Source organism: Alicyclobacillus contaminans DSM 17975 (assembly GCF_000429525.1).
GTDB classification, from domain to species: Bacteria; Bacillota; Bacilli; order Alicyclobacillales; family Alicyclobacillaceae; genus Alicyclobacillus_A; species Alicyclobacillus_A contaminans.
Window position 1 is genome coordinate 27,397 of record NZ_AUCA01000005.1, and the last position, 16,035, is coordinate 43,431.

Annotated in this window: 14 protein-coding genes, 1 pseudogene and 1 riboswitch; of the genes and pseudogenes, 9 read left to right on the forward strand and 6 right to left on the reverse strand. The window is 59.9% G+C overall.

Annotated features, from left to right (window positions below; translation table 11 throughout):
- The first annotated feature begins 81 nt into the window (after positions 1 to 81).
- The 3 genes and pseudogenes from G463_RS22740 (at position 82) to G463_RS0103330 (ending at position 4,249) form a co-directional block, all read left to right on the forward strand.
- Positions 82 to 249, forward strand: coding sequence for a hypothetical protein (locus G463_RS22740; protein WP_156900076.1), 168 nt, complete (start codon positions 82 to 84; stop codon positions 247 to 249).
- Positions 250 to 296: 47 nt separating this feature from the next.
- On the forward strand, positions 297 to 2,192 hold the full coding sequence (locus tag G463_RS0103325) for a BglG family transcription antiterminator (RefSeq protein WP_026974050.1): 1,896 nt from the start codon (positions 297 to 299) through the stop codon (positions 2,190 to 2,192).
- A gap of 157 nt (positions 2,193 to 2,349) precedes the next feature.
- A pseudogene (locus tag G463_RS0103330) lies at positions 2,350 to 4,249 on the forward strand (fructose-specific PTS transporter subunit EIIC).
- Positions 4,250 to 4,393: 144 nt separating this feature from the next.
- Here the strand turns inward: G463_RS0103330 and G463_RS0103340 are convergent.
- Positions 4,394 to 5,467, reverse strand: coding sequence for an AbrB family transcriptional regulator (locus G463_RS0103340; protein WP_051321874.1), 1,074 nt, complete (start codon positions 5,465 to 5,467; stop codon positions 4,394 to 4,396).
- 54 nt (positions 5,468 to 5,521) lie between these two features.
- Positions 5,522 to 6,397 carry a 5'-3' exonuclease gene (locus G463_RS18495; protein WP_051321875.1) on the reverse strand — a complete coding sequence of 292 codons (876 nt, stop codon included), beginning with the start codon at positions 6,395 to 6,397 and terminating at the stop codon, positions 5,522 to 5,524.
- 100 nt (positions 6,398 to 6,497) lie between these two features.
- A riboswitch (TPP riboswitch) is annotated at positions 6,498 to 6,601 on the forward strand.
- Positions 6,602 to 6,706: 105 nt separating this feature from the next.
- On the opposite strand from G463_RS18495, the gene G463_RS0103350 reads away from it, so the two are divergent.
- The 5 genes from G463_RS0103350 to G463_RS23105 all read left to right on the forward strand — a co-directional run bounded on the left by G463_RS0103350 (position 6,707) and on the right by G463_RS23105 (position 11,091).
- Positions 6,707 to 7,273 carry an ECF transporter S component gene (locus G463_RS0103350; RefSeq protein WP_026974054.1) on the forward strand — a complete coding sequence of 189 codons (567 nt, stop codon included), beginning with the start codon at positions 6,707 to 6,709 and terminating at the stop codon, positions 7,271 to 7,273.
- Complete coding sequence (locus G463_RS0103355; RefSeq protein ID WP_051321876.1) at positions 7,270 to 9,708, forward strand: ATP-binding cassette domain-containing protein; 2,439 nt, start codon at positions 7,270 to 7,272, stop codon at positions 9,706 to 9,708. The genes G463_RS0103350 and G463_RS0103355 overlap by 4 nt, the downstream gene beginning before the upstream one ends.
- Positions 9,709 to 9,893: 185 nt before the next feature.
- Positions 9,894 to 10,340 carry an SRPBCC family protein gene (locus G463_RS0103360; protein WP_035485471.1) on the forward strand — a complete coding sequence of 149 codons (447 nt, stop codon included), beginning with the start codon at positions 9,894 to 9,896 and terminating at the stop codon, positions 10,338 to 10,340.
- A complete protein-coding gene (locus G463_RS18500) occupies positions 10,324 to 10,683 on the forward strand; it encodes an ArsR/SmtB family transcription factor (RefSeq protein WP_051321877.1) in 360 nt (119 codons plus the stop codon). The genes G463_RS0103360 and G463_RS18500 overlap by 17 nt, the downstream gene beginning before the upstream one ends.
- 267 nt (positions 10,684 to 10,950) lie before the next feature.
- Positions 10,951 to 11,091 (forward strand): hypothetical protein, encoded by a 141-nt coding sequence (locus G463_RS23105; RefSeq protein ID WP_169725414.1) that lies wholly within the window; start codon positions 10,951 to 10,953, stop codon positions 11,089 to 11,091.
- A gap of 55 nt (positions 11,092 to 11,146) precedes the next feature.
- Here G463_RS23105 and G463_RS0103375 read toward each other — a convergent pair whose 3' ends face one another.
- Complete coding sequence (locus tag G463_RS0103375; protein WP_026974057.1) at positions 11,147 to 11,554, reverse strand: hypothetical protein; 408 nt, start codon at positions 11,552 to 11,554, stop codon at positions 11,147 to 11,149.
- Between the two features lie 243 nt (positions 11,555 to 11,797).
- On the opposite strand from G463_RS0103375, the gene tkt reads away from it, so the two are divergent.
- Positions 11,798 to 13,789, forward strand: a complete 1,992-nt coding sequence (tkt, locus tag G463_RS0103380; protein WP_425387046.1) for a transketolase — start codon at positions 11,798 to 11,800, stop codon at positions 13,787 to 13,789.
- A gap of 129 nt (positions 13,790 to 13,918) precedes the next feature.
- Here the strand turns inward: tkt and G463_RS18505 are convergent, their stop codons facing one another.
- From G463_RS18505 to G463_RS18515, 3 genes are read right to left on the reverse strand one after another with little or no spacing between them, the layout of a single operon-like run.
- A complete protein-coding gene (locus tag G463_RS18505) occupies positions 13,919 to 14,476 on the reverse strand; it encodes an SDR family NAD(P)-dependent oxidoreductase (protein ID WP_281171050.1) in 558 nt (185 codons plus the stop codon).
- The gene (locus G463_RS21545; RefSeq protein ID WP_026974059.1) at positions 14,409 to 15,050 is read right to left on the reverse strand and encodes a TetR/AcrR family transcriptional regulator; all 642 of its coding nucleotides are present in this window, start codon (positions 15,048 to 15,050) and stop codon (positions 14,409 to 14,411) included. Before G463_RS21545 ends, G463_RS18505 begins: the two co-directional genes overlap by 68 nt.
- A complete protein-coding gene (locus G463_RS18515) occupies positions 15,035 to 15,967 on the reverse strand; it encodes a LysR family transcriptional regulator (RefSeq protein ID WP_051321879.1) in 933 nt (310 codons plus the stop codon). The genes G463_RS21545 and G463_RS18515 overlap by 16 nt, the downstream gene beginning before the upstream one ends.
- Between the last annotated feature and the right edge of the window lie 68 nt (positions 15,968 to 16,035).

Consider the following 16,035-nt stretch of genomic DNA (forward strand, 5'->3'; position numbering starts at 1 on the left):
CTGCGGCGTGTAACGTGGAAACCGGTTGCATCGTCTAAGAATATAAATATACAGGACAATCGAGAAAAGGAGGAAGCCTGGATGGAATGGGATTTCAATCACATGGTCAATGAAAAGGAGGCGTATTGCGTCTGCCCGTATTGTGAAGAGTCCTTTCGCATCAGTCCCTTGAAGCTCCAGAGCGGGTTGCCCATCGCCGAATGTCCCCACTGTCTGCGCCGCGTTGAAGTATCCAGCACCGATGTATGAGCACGGTTTTGACTTCGTTCCACCATTCCGTAGAATGAGAGGGATGGATGGCGGAACGGAGCGGTGAAACAGCGTTGAATGATCGACAAATCCGATTGTTGCGATTGCTCTATGAAACCTCCGAATATCTCCCGGTCCACAGCTTGGCTGAGGAATTGGGCTGCAGCGAGCGCACGGTGCGCAGCGACCTTCACGCGTTGGCGTCGTGGCTGCAATTGCAAGGCGCTCATCTCGAGCGCAAGCCGAACGCGGGTATCCGCGTGCAGGCCGGCCCCGCAGCGCGATGGGCCATGGACGCGTATCTGAAGGAACGGACCCGGAACACAGGCGGTGCGACGCGCGGATTGGATGTAGAGCCAGAGCGGCTGCACCTGCAGATGTGCGCGTACTTCCTGGAGCAGACCGCCGCCGTGACGATTCAGGACGTGGCGTCCCGGTTTTATCTCTCCCGGCCCTCGGTTCGAGCGAGGTTGGACGAGGTGAGCGCTTGGTTGGCCGTGCGGGGATTGACGCTGCTCCGCAAGCGGCACACGGGACTGCAGGTGGTGGGACCGGAGCGCAATCGCCGTCTGGCGATGGCGGAAGTGGCGAAGGCGCTCGACGGACTGTTCCCGATGCACGATGTGAACCTCGTTCGCCATCAGTTGGAAGTCCATCAGGGACACCCACCCTACGCCGAAGAGGCGCTTCAGAATTTGGTCATTCACATCCTCGTGTCTGTGCGCCGGATCAAGCAGGGAGGCGCCATCGTGATGCCCGCCGTGGAAGTGGAGCCGTTGCGGTCGTTGCCCGAGTATCAACAGGCGGAAGCGTTGACGCGGGCTTTGTCAGAGTCCTTCGCGGTGTCGTTTCCGCCGCACGAAGTGGCGTACATCGCCCTGCACCTGGTCGGCGCCAAGCGCCGGTACGGCGATGGCTTGGCCGACGGCTTCACCGTGCCTACGCATGTTTTGACGTTTTGTGAAACCCTCATCGAACGCATGCAGGAATTGACGGGCTACCCGTTCACCACGGATGGCGCGCTGTATTCCAATTTATCCGTTCACCTGTACTCAGCCATGCATCGGCTGCAGCATGGCCTCGGGGTGCACAATCCACTCTGTCGGGAGATCAAACGGCGATTTCCGTACCTGTTTGATCTGTTGGCGTCCCTGTTGCCAGCGTTGGCCGCCGACTATTCCATGGGCGTTTCGGAGGATGAAATCGCCTATCTCGTGCTGCACTTCGAAGCATCGCGGGAACGCATGAACGCCGCGAGTCCGCAGCCGAAGCGGGTGCTTGTGGTGTGTTCCTTCGGCATCGGCATGGCCCAGCTGCTGGCCGTGAAATTGGAACAGCGGTTTCCGGAACTGCGAATCGTCGGGGTGGTCGGTGAGGCGGAGGCTCAGCGCGCGCTGCGACAGCATCACCCGGATTGCCTCGTGACGACCGTTCCCTTGCCCAATCTGACCGTTCCCTGCTTCGTGGTATCCCCGTTCTTCACCTCGGACGAACAGGCGCAACTGCAGCAGTTCCTGGCGGCGTCCACAGTGTCGGTTCCGTCCGGGGCGGCGAAGTATCCGGTGCTCAACGCGCTCCTGAACCGGGAGCTCACGTTTGACCTGGACGCTGCGGGAAAAGACGAAATCATCTTGCGCATGGCCGAGGCGCTGGAGCATGCGGGACATGTCAAATCCGGGTATGCCGCAGAATGCCTCGCCCGCGAACAGGTTTCTCCCACCACCATCGGCGGTGGTTTGGCCCTACCGCACGGCAATCCAGCATCGGTGATGAAACCGTGCGTCGCCATGGCCCGGTTGCGCCACCCGGTCGACTGGTTCGGGGAAGCGGTCCACACGGTGTTCATGCTGGCTCTGAACCGGCAGGTGCAGGAGAACTGGAAAACGTTATTCTCCGAGTTGGCCCGGTTGTCCGACGCCCCGGAAGATCTGCGGTACCTCTGACCTCCATGGGTGCGATTAAGTCCACTTTTTCCGGAGTTTCCGGCAACAAATTGTGACTTAATCCGCGCTTTTTTTGAGCCATCATTGGAGTGTGCCTGAAAGCGTTTTATGCAAACTCTCCAGTGGCAGAAAGACAATGGGAGGTCAGGTGATTTCTATGAAATTGTTGGCTGTCACATCGTGTCCCAACGGCATTGCCCATACGTATATGGCGGCGGAGAAACTGTCCAAGGCTGCAGAGGCCATGGGTGTGGACATGAAGGTGGAAACTCAGGGGTCCATCGGGGTGGAGAATGAGTTGACCGCCGAAGAGATTGCGGCGGCAGACGGCATCATCATAGCCGCCGACAAAACGGTGGACAAGTCCCGCTTTGTGGGGAAGCGCTTGCTGGAAGTCGCCGTCTCGGACGGCATCAGGCGGCCGGAAGAGCTGATCCGCGCGTTTTCTGAGGGCGACGTGCCCGTTTACGGGCAGGGACAGGCGGATGCCGGATCGCGGTTGAAGACGATACAGGAGATCAAACAGGCCCGCAAGTCCCGTCAAAACCCGGTCTATCGCCACCTGATGAACGGCGTCTCCTACATGATCCCGTTCGTCGTCGTGGGCGGGCTGTTGATTGCGCTGTCGCTCGGGTTTGGCGGGCATCCGACGGCGCATGGGATGGCGGTGACGCCCGGATCGTTCTGGGATCACGTTCTGCAGGTGGGCACCGCGTCTTTCAGCTTCATGGTTCCCATTCTCGCGGGCTTCATCGCAGTGAGTATCGCGGATAGGCCCGGATTGGTACCGGGTATGATTGGCGGCTACATTGCCGCAAACGGCAGTTTCTACGGAAGCACCGCAGGCGCCGGCTTTCTCGGCGGGATTGTCGCTGGTTTTCTCGCTGGTTACGTGGCAAAGTGGATTAAGACGTGGAAAGTGCCGCAGATGATTCAGCCCATCATGCCCATTCTCATCATCCCGATTCTGTCGAGCGCGGTGGTGGCGGCCATCTTCATCTGGATCATTGGACATCCGATTGCCATCGTGTTCTCCGACCTGCAATCGTGGCTGCAGAGCATGCAAGGAGCCAGCAAAGTGGTGCTGGCACTGATTCTCGGCGCCATGATCTCGTTCGACATGGGGGGACCGGTCAATAAAGTGGCGTTCCTGTTCGGGGCCGCGATGATTCAGAGTGGACAATACTTCATCATGGGACCGATTGCCGTGGCCATCTGCATTCCGCCGCTCGGCATGGGGCTCGCGACGTTCATCGGTCGCCGGCGGTACACCAAGGATGAGCGCGACGCGGGGAAAGCGGCGTTTGCAATGGGCCTTGTGGGAATTACCGAAGGTGCGATTCCGTTCGCCGCCGCCGATCCGCTCCGCGTCATACCGAGCATCATGATTGGGTCCATGTGCGGCAGTGTCATCGCCATGTTGTCCGGCGTCACCGACCACGTGCCGCACGGCGGTCCGGTGGTTGCTGTGGTGCGGGCTGTGGACAATGTTCCAATGTTCTTCGTGGCCATTCTCGTCGGGATTGTGATCACCGCATTGATTGTCAATCTGTTGAAGAAGGAAATTCCAGCAGACGAAGAGACAGAAGGAGTGGCGTGAGTTGAAATTGACAGACTTGGTGAGTCGGGAATTGGTGAATTTGCATCTGCAGGGTTCCACGCGGGACGAAATCCTTCGGGAGATGGCGGACGTGCTGGCGGCCAACGGGCGTCTGTTGGACAAGGACGCCTACCTGGACGCGGTGTTCGCGCGGGAACAGGAGGGCAGCACGGGCATTGGCTTTGGCATTGCGATTCCGCACGGAAAGTCCGCAGCCGTCAAGACGCCGAGCGTGGCATTCGGCAAGAAGCCGGAGGGCGTGGACTGGAACAGCTTGGACGGAGAACCTGCGCATTTGGTCTTTCTGTTGGCGGTACCGGAAACAGCGGAGGGAAATGAGCATCTGAAGATTTTGCAGATGCTCTCCCGAAAGTTGATTGACGATGAATTCCGGCAGGGACTGCTCCAGGCAGCCAACGTGGACGAAGTGATGGCGCTTCTCGAAACCGTGGAATAATCCAAGAAAAATAAAGGTGAGAACGGGCGGATCTCGATGGGAGAATCCGCCCCTTGTTTTGCCGAAGCAGCCGTGCATGCACCGTTGGTGAGGGAGAGTGGGGCAGAGAGGCCAAGGAAGACACGAGGTCCCTGGACCTTGGCGTCAGTTCAACTTTTTGACCACCACTGGTCCCAGAAACACAATGGCGAACAGGCGAACGGTTTGCAAAGAGACGACCAGGGCGACATTGGCGCCGCTGCCGAGCGCCATGAGGGTCACGGAGTCGAGGCCGCCCGGACTGGTGGCCAGGAACCAGGTCAGAAAGGAGTCCGACGTCAGCCATGTGAGCACCCCGCCAATGGCGGCGCAGGCGATGACCAACGCGACATTCGACAATACGATGGTCGGCAGGAGCCGGCCCGCGTGCAAGATGGATGCACGGTCAAACAGCAACCCCACATAGATGCCCATCACGCCGTACGCGATGGCGGTGAGGAATGGGGGGACCGAGACTGCCACCACGCCGCTCAGGTTGGCGACGAGCCCCAGCGCCATGGATCCGAGCAGAGCGCCCGCCGGGAGACGCAGTCGCAGACCCAAAACCGATCCCACGCCACCGATGCACAGCGATAACAGCACCTGGAGCCATCCAGCATGGACTTGGGCGCCTCCGGCCTGTGACGTACCGATGACGGATGCGGGCGCGAGCCATTTGGTGACCAATGACGCGCTCACGATGACCGTGAGCAGGCGAACGTATTGCATCAGAGCAACCATTTTTGGATCAGCGTCGATGTCGGAACTCATGGCAACCATACCCGAGGCTCCGCCGGGCATGACGCCGAGAAATGCGGTGGGGCGGTCCATCAAGCGCCGCCGCGCCATGGAAAACCCTATCAGCACGCTGACGAGCAGCGTTCCGATACTGACCAGCAACACCGCGTACCAGTGCGCGACGAGCAATGGCATATCGCTTCGGCGAAACGTCCCCGCAATCAGCACGCCGATGACCGTCTGTGCGGCCGCAAAGACACGTTTCGGCAGGCGAATGGGGCGGCGGGACGAAACGGAAAAGACCAGGCTGACCAGCATGGGGCCCACCATCCAAGCGGCTGGAAGCTCTGCGGCAGACGCGGCCAACCCGGCGAGTGCAGAGAGGATGATCAATCCCAACCAGCGCCCGGCGCCGTTTCGGATACCGGGAAAGTTCTGTCGAGGTTCGTCATGCCGTTGCACAGGGACAGCCTCCTTTCCGGTTGAGGGGCTCGTCGGGACGCGTCGAGAACCGATTTACGCCAAGCTGCGCAGTGGCGCAACGAACCGCTGGAGTTTCCAGGCGGTCAAGGTGGCTTCCGCCGCGTCCACGTCCATGGTCAGACGACAATCCGCCGGAGATAACGCGATGGGAACATCGGTCACGATGGTGGCAAGCCGTTGACTCAGCAAAGCGCTCTCGTGGTGTTCACACAGCCTTCGGCCCACGGCTCCGGGAAGGGAAGGGGCTGCAGCCAACAGCTGCTGGAGCGTGTGGTGCTCTGACAGCAGTTTGAGCGCGGTCTTCTGGCCGATGCCGGGAACGCCGGGAATGTTGTCACTGCGGTCCCCCATCAGCGCCTTGAGATCTATCCACTGCGCGGGGGTGAGGCCAAACCGTTCTTCCAGGGTGGTCGGTGTATACAGATCCACTTCCGTGATGCCCCGGCGCATGATGGCGACGGTCACATCAGGACCGACCAACTGGAGCGCATCGTGATCACCGGTGAGAATCAGGACCTTCAGGCCCGCTTCGGCCGCGCGGACGGCGAGCGTGCCCATGAGGTCGTCCGCTTCATACGCTTCATGCCGAACCTGTGCGATGCCGAGATCGCTTAACAGTTTCTGCATCAGTGAAAACTGAGGGTGCAGGTCTTCCGGCAACTCCGCGCGGGTTCCTTTGTACGCAGCGTAGAGGGTGCGTCGAAACGTATCGCGTGAGACGTCCCAGGCCACGCATGCGTGGGAAGGCCGCACGCGCTGCAGTGCTCCGGTCATCAGGTTGAGAAATCCGAACAGGGCGTTTGTCGGGTGCCCCTCTTGCGTCCGGGGCCATCGGCCGCCCGCGCTGGCGAAGAACGCTCGCACCAACATGGCGCTGCCGTCCATAATCAAGAAATCTGCAGGTATCACGAATATCCCGTCTCCTTTACACTCATTCATTCAGTATAGCAAACGAGGTGGATTTACACGGTCTGAAAATCGTGGTACAGTGAGGGCGTCAATTGCAAAGCAAGGGCGCTAGGGGTGCCAGAATGGCTGAGAAGCGAAGGATTCGCTAACCCTTCAGGACTCGATCTGGGTAATACCAGCGGGAGGAAGTGCCACGAACCAATACGTTGGCTGAACGCCTCGACAACGCGCCATTTGGGAGTTGTCGAGGCTTATTTGCATTGTTCGTGGTGACAGCGGGCGCCAAAACGCTGCAGGGGGGAAACACAGATGTGGAAGTTGAGAGACATTGTGCTGGCTGTGATTTTTTCGGTCGTCTGCGGGGCGGTGTACATGGGATGGGACTGGCTGTCGACGCTGACCACTAGCCTTGCTCCATGGGTGCAGGGACTGATGAACGGCGTATGGTGGATTGCCTCCATTTTGGTGGCCTACATTGTGCGGCGGCCGGGTGCGGCGCTGCTGGCCGGATTCGCCAGCGCGGTGTTTGAGTGGGCGTTTGGCAGTCCGTGGGGGGTGAATGTGCTCATCTCCGGTTTGCTGCAGGGCGGTGGTACGGAGCTCGGGTTGTTGCTGTTCGGATGGAAGCGGTATGGAACCGGCGTTTTGATGCTCGCCGGCGCCATCGGCGGGGTGGGCAATACGGTGCAGTGGCTGACGCAGTACGGCGGCGCTTCGTACTCGTTTGGCAATATCGTCGGTTACACCGTCGCGACGCTGCTGAGCGGCGCCATTTTGGCGGGGCTGCTGCCGAAATGGATTGACGATGCTCTGTTCCGAACCGGCAGCCTGCGCAACTTCGAAATTGGCAAGCAGAAGCGGGCGTTCGACCAATGATGGAGGTGGAGCGGCGGCGGGAGCACCAGATGGAGCGGCGAGGCGCGCCGCTGCTCCGGCTTTCGGATGTGACCATCGCGTATCCGGACGCGCCCAAGCCGGCGGTGCGAGACGTGTCGTTGACCATTCGCGCCGGTGAAACCTGGCTGTTGCTCGGACCCAGTGGATGCGGCAAGAGTACGCTCGCGATGCTTTGCGGCGGACTCATTCCGTCCGCTGTGGAGGCGCGGGTGGAAGGTCATGTGGAGAAGCATCCCGGATTGGCCGCGACGGGTGCGGTGGGATATGTGTTTCAAGATCCCGAGGCACAGTTCTGCATGTTCCACGTGGATGACGAAGTGGCGTTTGGGCTGGAGAACCAACGCTGTCCAGCAGATGAGATGCCGGATCGAATCCGCCGGGCGCTGGCCGCGGTGCGGTTGGATGTACCCATGACGGCAGAGCACGCGGTGTTCTCCGGGGGAATGAAGCAAAAACTGGCGATTGCCTCCGCGCTGGTGATGCAACCGCAACTCCTGATTTACGATGAGCCAACGGCAAATCTCGATCCTGCTTCGTCCAAGTTGGTGTTTGAACAGTTGGTGCGCCTGCGTGAGGCGGGGCAGACGCAACTGATCATTGAGCACAAGTTCATGCCGTTGCTGCCGCATGTGGACGGAGTGGTTCTGTTTGCAGCGGATGGTCGCGTGCGGCGGTGCGGACCGGCGCGCGAGGTGCTGGCTGCGGAGTGGCCATGGCTGAAGGAGGCGGGAGTGGTTCCTCCGTGGCAATCTTCGCCGTATGACGCGGCGCCGCAGCCACGGGTTTCGCGGCGTTTCACGCCACTTTGCGAGCCTGCGGCAGCAAGCTTCGCAGAGGGCCTGGATGCGGACAGCCCGGCAGAGGAGCCGCTGATATCCGGGCACGGACTGTCTCTGAAATACGGTGACCACATCGTTTGGCGAGATGTGGATGTCACGGTGCCGGCGGGGGCGTTCATTGCGATTGTGGGGCCGAATGGCGCGGGCAAATCGTCGTTGCTTCAGGTGTTGGCCGGATTGACGAGACCAAGCCAGGGCCAGCTCCTGTGGCGCGGTCGCCCGTTGGAGCAATGGCCGCAGCGGGCGCGGCAGTCCTTTCGTGCCTTCGGCTTCCAGAACCCGGAACACCAGTTCATCTACGAGCGGGTCGGCGATGAGTTGGCGAATCGGGTGTTGCAGGACGGCGTTCCGCCAGACGTGGCGTCTCTGTTGGAGCAGTTCGGGTTGTCCGGATTGGCGGATCGGAGTCCATACGCGCTGAGCCAAGGACAGAAACGGCGGCTGAGTGTGGCGGCGATGATCAAAGATCCGCACGAGGTCTATCTGTTGGATGAGCCCACGTTCGGTCAGGACGCGAAAACGCAGGCCGCGATGATGGAATCGTTGAAACGCCTCCAACAAGCGGGAAAGACCGTCGTGATGACGACGCACGATATGGACCTGGTGCGCGCCCACGCGACCGAGGTTTGGGTGATGTGCGACGGGCGATTGACATTTTGCGGCCCGCCCAGCACTCTGTTTGAACGACCGGACGTGATGGCCGAAGCGCACCTGCTAGCGGAAGTGGAAGAGATCCCGCGAACCGACTTGGAAGTCCGGCCAGTTGAGGCAGAGGAGCAGACACCCCCCGGTCAGTCGGTTGGGCCCGGTGTGGTATCGCGGGGCGTGCGGGGGGTGGCGCGACGGTTGAATCCGTCGGTGCACCTGCTGGCGGTTCTTGCTGCTGTCCTGCTGGAAGTGGGAGCGCACACGCTTACCCAGACCGCAGGGTTGTTCGCCTGGTCCCTCGTCCTGCTGGTGATGGTTCCGCGTTTGGGGCCGCTGGCCATTCTGAAGCGGCTCTCTCCATTTATCGGATTCTATGTCTTATACGTGTGGTCGTTTGTGGCGTTTTCCGCCGTACCGCCAGGCGTACCGACGTTCCATCTGCTGTGGTTTCACCTCAGCTGGACGGGGCTTCACACCGGCGTTGTGCTCGCGTTTCGCATGCTGGCGGCGGTGGGGCTCGGCCTCCTGTTGGTGTCCAGCACGGAGATAACGGCGATGATCCTCAGTCTGTGCCAAAACCTGCGCTTGGCGCCCAAGTTCGCCTATGGACTGTTGGCCGGTCTCCGGCTCGCTCCCCTGTTTCAACAGGAGTGGATAAAACTCCATCAGGCGAGACAACTGCGGGGGAAAGATGCACGTTGGTCATGGCTTCGCCCGGTCACGTACGCGCTCCCGCTGTTGACTCAGGCTGTGCGCATGAGTGAGCGGATTGCCACGGCGATGGAGGCGAGGGGATTTGTTGGAGCGGCCTCCACGTCCGTGGCCGGCCGTACGTTCTATCGTCCGATTTGCGTTCGAATGTGGGATGTATGGTACGGTCTGTGTGTACCCGGTGTGGCGCTGATTCTGGTGCTGTGGCTTCATTGAACGGATGCCGTCTCTGGGTGGAAACTGGATGACCTGGCCCGCACCTCGATGGTGCGGGTCTTCGTTTTTCACCGGGCGGTGTGGACAGTTCGCTGCCTGTAGGTGTTGCAAACTTAAGATCATGTGAGCTACACTCAAAACAACACCTTTTGGTGTTGTTTTGGAAATATTGAGGAGGAGATTCTGTGGGAGTAAGCATACCGGAAATCCGGAAGACGGTTGTGATTCACGCGCCCGTCGAGAAAGTTTGGCAGGCGGTGGCCACTCAGGAGGGCATCGCCGCTTGGTTCATGCCGAATACCTTCGAACCCGTTCTCGGGCAGGAATTCGTGCTGCATGCCGGTCCGTTCGGCGACTCTCCGTGCAAGGTGACGGAACTGAGTCCGCCGTATCGCCTGGGCTTTGATTGGGATGAGGATTGGCATGTGGTGTTTGAACTGCGCGAGCTGGCGGACGGCGCCACCGAATTCACGTTGATTCATTCCGGGTGGGACGCGGACAAGGTCACCCGCTTCGGGCAGCCCCATCCTGTCGTTCGCAATGTTATGGATGATGGATGGGAAAAGAAGGTCAAACAGACGTTGCGTTCGTTTGTCGAAGGTGCGGCGATGGACCATGGCAGCCAGACATGATGTGTTTCACGCCATCGCCGATCCGACGCGCCGCCGGATGATGCAATTGCTCGCCGAGCAGGAAATGTCCGTGGCGGCGATGGTGGATTGTTTTCCCATCAGCCGCTCGGCGGTGGCGAAGCATCTGCAGATTCTTACGGACGCCGGCTTGGTTCGGTGCCGACGGGTCGGCCGTGAAGCTCGCTATCAACTCCAGCCTGAACCATTGTCCTGGGTCGCCGATTGGCTTTCGTACTTCGAACGATATTGGGACAACAAGTTGGCTCTCCTGAAGCAAACGGTGGAACAAGGCCCCTCCACCGCATTTCCATCCTCTCGCACGGACTCCGCGTCTGAATCCTAACCATTACGGCGACAAGGTGCGGTCAGCGATGCTGCCGCACTTTGTTTTCGGACATCCTCGTCACGTCGGGATCGGAATTTCCAAATTTTATAAATGCTGTGTGAGCATATTCCGGCGTGTACGGGACAAACCACAAATGGACCGCACTTGCACGAAGACGATGTGATCGATCACGGAGGTGGTTGCGCCGGAGGTTCAGGCAACGCGGAGCGCTCAACATCCCGTCTCCCTGAGATGATCTGAGGAATCGTTGAGGAGGTTCGAGCAATGGCTGAGAAATGCTACTACTGTGAACACGACATCGACATGAGACCCCATTATGTCACGTTCTACGAGGTGGACGATGAACATGACGAGCCATTGTGTGATACGTGTTACGCCGAATGGCTCGAATCTCTCAAAGGATGATGCGGCAACACACGCCCCGGCGGAGGCGAGCTGCCGGGGCGCATGGTGTGAGGGTTCACCAACAGAACCACGGAAAGATGAAGAGGATGATGATAATCGGAAGCCAACACCAGCACCATGGGCCCCGGTGGCGAAAGGGCACGCATCCGTCGTCGAAGCCATCGAACGAAACGGGACGAACATCCGTCTCTGACCCCCTCAGGTAATTGAGCAGCCCGCGGGTCGCGTACTGTTTGGGCATTTTCACAAGCACCCTGTCGCGCTGCACCGATTCCACAATGCCCCTGTGTTTTCCCCATGGCGTTTTGAATTCAATCCATTGGCCTCGGTGTCTGTCAAAGTCGCGCGCCGCGTACGGTGCATCCGGACGAACCGAGACCGGAATATCGAGCGGCTTATCTTCAAAGATCACGGGAATGCGTAGACCCAAACGGTTGCGCGCTGGCTTAAACCGCTTGTTCATTTGCACCCAGCCTCCCCTGGCAGCAAGCGTAATGCAACGTATGCTTATCCGCTGTGCCCTGTGTGGACAAACCGGCTGGGCATCTGATGTCCTCCGCGCGTATCAGCAGAGACATCTCCGGAACAAACAGACCCGCCGGTGGACCGAGTGGTTCTTGCAATCTCAGGACCACCTTTGGAGACAATGCGCATGAAGTGCTATCATACAAAAAGCAATCCTAGTTGGTGGCGAGGAGTGGAGATTGTGGAGTTTGGAAAGATTGACCAACTGGCTGTAAACACCATTCGAACACTTTCCATTGATCAGGTCGAAAAGGCGAATGCGGGGCACCCCGGCCTGCCCATGGGGGCCGCTCCCATGGCGTATGTGCTGTGGTCCAAATTTTTGAATGTGAATCCGAAAAACCCGGGGTGGGTGAACCGTGACCGCTTTGTGTTGTCGGCGGGCCATGGTTCCGCGCTGCTGTACAGCCTGCTGCATCTGGCGGGGTATGACGTGTCGTTGGAGGATCTGAAACAGTTCCGGCAGTGGGGATCGAAAACGCCTGGGCATCCGGAGTTCGGCCACACGCCTGGGGTGGACGCGACCACCGGGCCGCTCGGCCAAGGGATTTCGATGGCTGTCGGCATGGCCATGGCGGAGCGGTATCTGGCGGCCATGTTCAACAAACCGGACATCGAGCTGGTCAACCATTACACGTATGTGCTGTGCGGTGATGGCGACCTGATGGAAGGCGTGGCGTACGAAGCGGTTGCGCTGGCTGGCCACCTGAAGCTGAACAAACTGATTGTGCTCTATGATTCGAACGACATTTCGTTGGATGGTCCGCTGGAGTGGTCCTCGACGGAAAACGTGGCCGCCCGGTTCCGCGCCTGTGGTTGGAATGTGCTGCGCGTGGAGGACGGCAACGACCTGGCGGCGATTCATGCGGCGATTGCCGAGGCGCGCACCGTCACGGACAAGCCGACGATGATTGAAGTGAAAACGGTCATCGGCTATGGGGCTCCATCCAAGCAGGGAACGGCAGCGGCGCACGGCTCACCGCTCGGCAGCGAAGAAGCGGCAAAGGCGAAGGAGATGTACGGTTGGACGCTGCCGCCGTTCACGGTGCCGGAAGAAGTGCGGACGCACATGTTGGAAATTGGCAAGCGGGGCGCTGCGCTGGAGGCGGAGTGGAATTCGCGGCTGGAGGCGTATGAACGCGCCTATCCGGACGACGCAAAGAGGTTCCAGCAGGCGCTCGGTGACAAAGTCTCGGTGGATTGGGACAAGGTTCTGCCAACCTTCGAGGGCGCTGTGGCGACCCGCGACGCATTTGGGAAAATCGTGAACGCGATTGCGCCGCATGTGCCGCAGTTGGTCGGCGGTTCGGCGGATCTGTCCGGATCGAACAAAACGCTGCTGAAAGACCTCGGCCATTTCAAGCCCGGCAACTACAGCGGACGAAACTTCTTCTTCGGGGTGCGGGAACACGCCATGGGCGCCATGCTCAACGGTATGACGCTGCACGGCGGGGTCATGCCGTTTGCCGGCACGTTCCTCGTGTTCTGCGACTATCTGCGGCCGGCGCTGCGGTTGGCGGCATTGATGAAGCAACCGGTGCTCCATATCTTTACGCACGACAGCATCGCGGTGGGCGAGGACGGACCGACCCACGAGCCGATTGAGCAACTGGCATCGCTGCGGGCGATTCCGGGCTTCAAGGTGTTCCGTCCCGCCGACGCGACGGAAACGGCGCTCGCTTTCAAGTACGCGCTGGAACACCGCGATGGTCCGGTTGCGCTGGCGTTGACGCGTCAGAAAGTGCCGACGCTGGCGGAGGTGCAGGCGAATCGGGCTCAGTTCGAGCGCGGCGGATACGTAATCTTCCAGCATGGCCAGGGAGATGCGCTGATTCTGATGGCGAGCGGCTCCGAAGTGCAGTGGGTGCTCGGTGCCGGCAAAGCTTTGGCCGAACGCGGAGTGGCGGTGCGCGTGGTCAGCATGCCGTGCCTGGACCTGTTCAACGAACAGGACGAAGCGTACAAGGAGAGTGTGCTTCCGAAACGCGTGACGAAGCGGCTTGCGGTTGAAATGGCCAGCCCGATGCCTTGGTATCAGTACGTGGGATCGGAAGGGGAAGTGTTTGGCATTGACCGTTTCGGCGCCTCGGCACCTGGGGACATCGTGGTGGAGAAGTACGGCTTCACGCTCGAAAATGTCCTGAAGTTGGCCGAATCGGTTTTGAATCGGTAAGTGAAGCTCGGAATGGTTTGCACCGAGCGCGATGCAATCCCACCGACAGCCAGCCTGGGGCCCACCTGCGGGGCCCCAGGTTTTATTTGTATGGACTGGGGTAAGATTGTACCGAGGGGGGGCGGTTCGTCAGCTCCGCTGACCCATGATGACCCGGCGCAAAATGTTGTCGATCGCGCGTTTCGGCAGGGCCGCTTTGGCCACGGGCATCAGCTTTGCGTCCCAGGGTATGGCGTAGCGCGCCTTCGGCCGCGGGGAACGTACGGCGCGCAGGATGGCCTGTGCAATCACTGTCGGTTCTGCGCCGCGGTCGGACAACCGATCTGACCGCATCTGTTCGTATGCTGCTCGGTACGGTGAGTCCGGCCTCAGCCAATTCAGCGTCTGTGTCAAGGTGCTTCCGAAGTTCGTCCGGATGCTGCCGGGAGCGATGGTGATGACGTCGATGCCGATTGGCTTCAGTTCCATGCGCAGCGCGTCGGACAGAGATTCCACCGCGTGTTTGCTGGCAGTGTAGGCACCCATCAAGGGAATGGTAACCTGACCGAGCACCGACGAGATGTTCACAATTTTTCCGCTCCTCGTGCCGCCATGCCAATGGCCGTCGCACGAGTCGTGCTCACGCGTTTGGTTCCGATCCCGCGCGCAGCAGGGGAGCGAGATGTTCCTTGACGCCGGCCACCACAAAGCGGACCAAGCTGGCTTCGAACAGCGACCGCTCTTCCGGTTGGATGTAGTGGGCGGCGTAATGCGTCATGTTCGCCACCAGGGAAATCAGCATCGCCACTGTCCATCCGACTCTTGGCAGGTCGCACGGTTTGGCGTGTCCGTACAATTTCTCATGCCGGCGTTCCAGCGCCTGCACCAACAGGCCGCCCAATTGCTTGTACATCGCCTCTTCCCGTTTGCGCAGAAACCTCTCTCCGCCGCCCGAGAAGAACACGCTGATCATCGATTCATCGTCGTTGTCGAACATGCGGAACACGGCGTGCACGACTTCCACCGTGCAGGCCTCCACGTCATCCACCTCTTCCAAAATGGGCGCGATGCGCCGCCAAGTTTCGGACACCACTTCGTCAAACAGGGTGGACAACAGGTCCTCCAGCGAGGAAAAGTGCAGGTAAAACGTCCCCCTGGCAATATTGCTCCGCTTGATCACGTCGGCGATGGTGACGTGGTCATATCCCTCTTCCTGAAACAGCGCCTTGGCGGTGCGCAGGATGTGTGCCCTGCGCTGTTCCTTGGTCATGGGTTGTCGCATGGCAGTTGTACACCATCCTTGTTGCGGCTGGAGTGGGGGATTCTCTCCAGATCCTGATAATACCCAGAAATGAGCTCAAGCACCTGCCGCGTAATGGGCTGGTTCTCCATGGCGTCCGGATAAGCTATGTACGTTGGCCGCGTCCACGCGGGATGATTCATCGGAATCACCGCAATTCGTTTGAACGCCGCATCGCCCAGTGTCCTGCGAGGCAGAAATGACACGCCCAGTCCATGAGCCACCATGGCTTTGATCCCGTCGATGCTGTCCAATTCGGCGCGAACGTTGGGATACACGTTCTCCTTGGCGAGCAGGTTCATCACGCGCTTGCGAAAGGGCGATGACGACCGGCCGAACGCGACAAACGGTTCGTTGGACAGCGCCCGAATCCCCGGGAAGTTGTGGACGAAGTGATGCCGCTCCGGAACCACCAAATCAATGGCGTCCGGCAGGAATTCCACCAACTTGACGTGGGGGTGATATATCGGTTCACCGAGAAAACAAAAGTCGACCTGGTGGGTGAGCAGGGCGTTCAGCATGTCGTCGTACAACCCCATTCGGACTTTCAGGTGCACCTGCATGTGCCGCGAGATCCGAAGCAGGCATTGGGGGACATCCACGGACACGAAGGCCCGGCCGGACATGAAGCGAAGAATGGGGGTCTCCGTGACGTCGGGATGGAGCATTCGCTGCTCAATTGACACCAGCTGTTCTGCCAGCGGCAGAAATCGCTGACCCGGTCCGGACAATTGCACGCCGTTCGCGGTGCGGATGAACAAATCGTAGCCGAGCGCCCGCTCGAGACGCTGCAGGCGCGTGGTCACGGTGGATTGAGACATGTACAGTTGTTCGGCGGTTCGGGAAATGGATCCGAGCCGCGCGATGGCAAGAAACAAGGCAATATCTTTGGTTTCCAAGCGAATTCCTCACTGTTCGGCACTTCCTCGCTTCCCATGCGATGAGCGCGAGAAGCGCACAATATCAA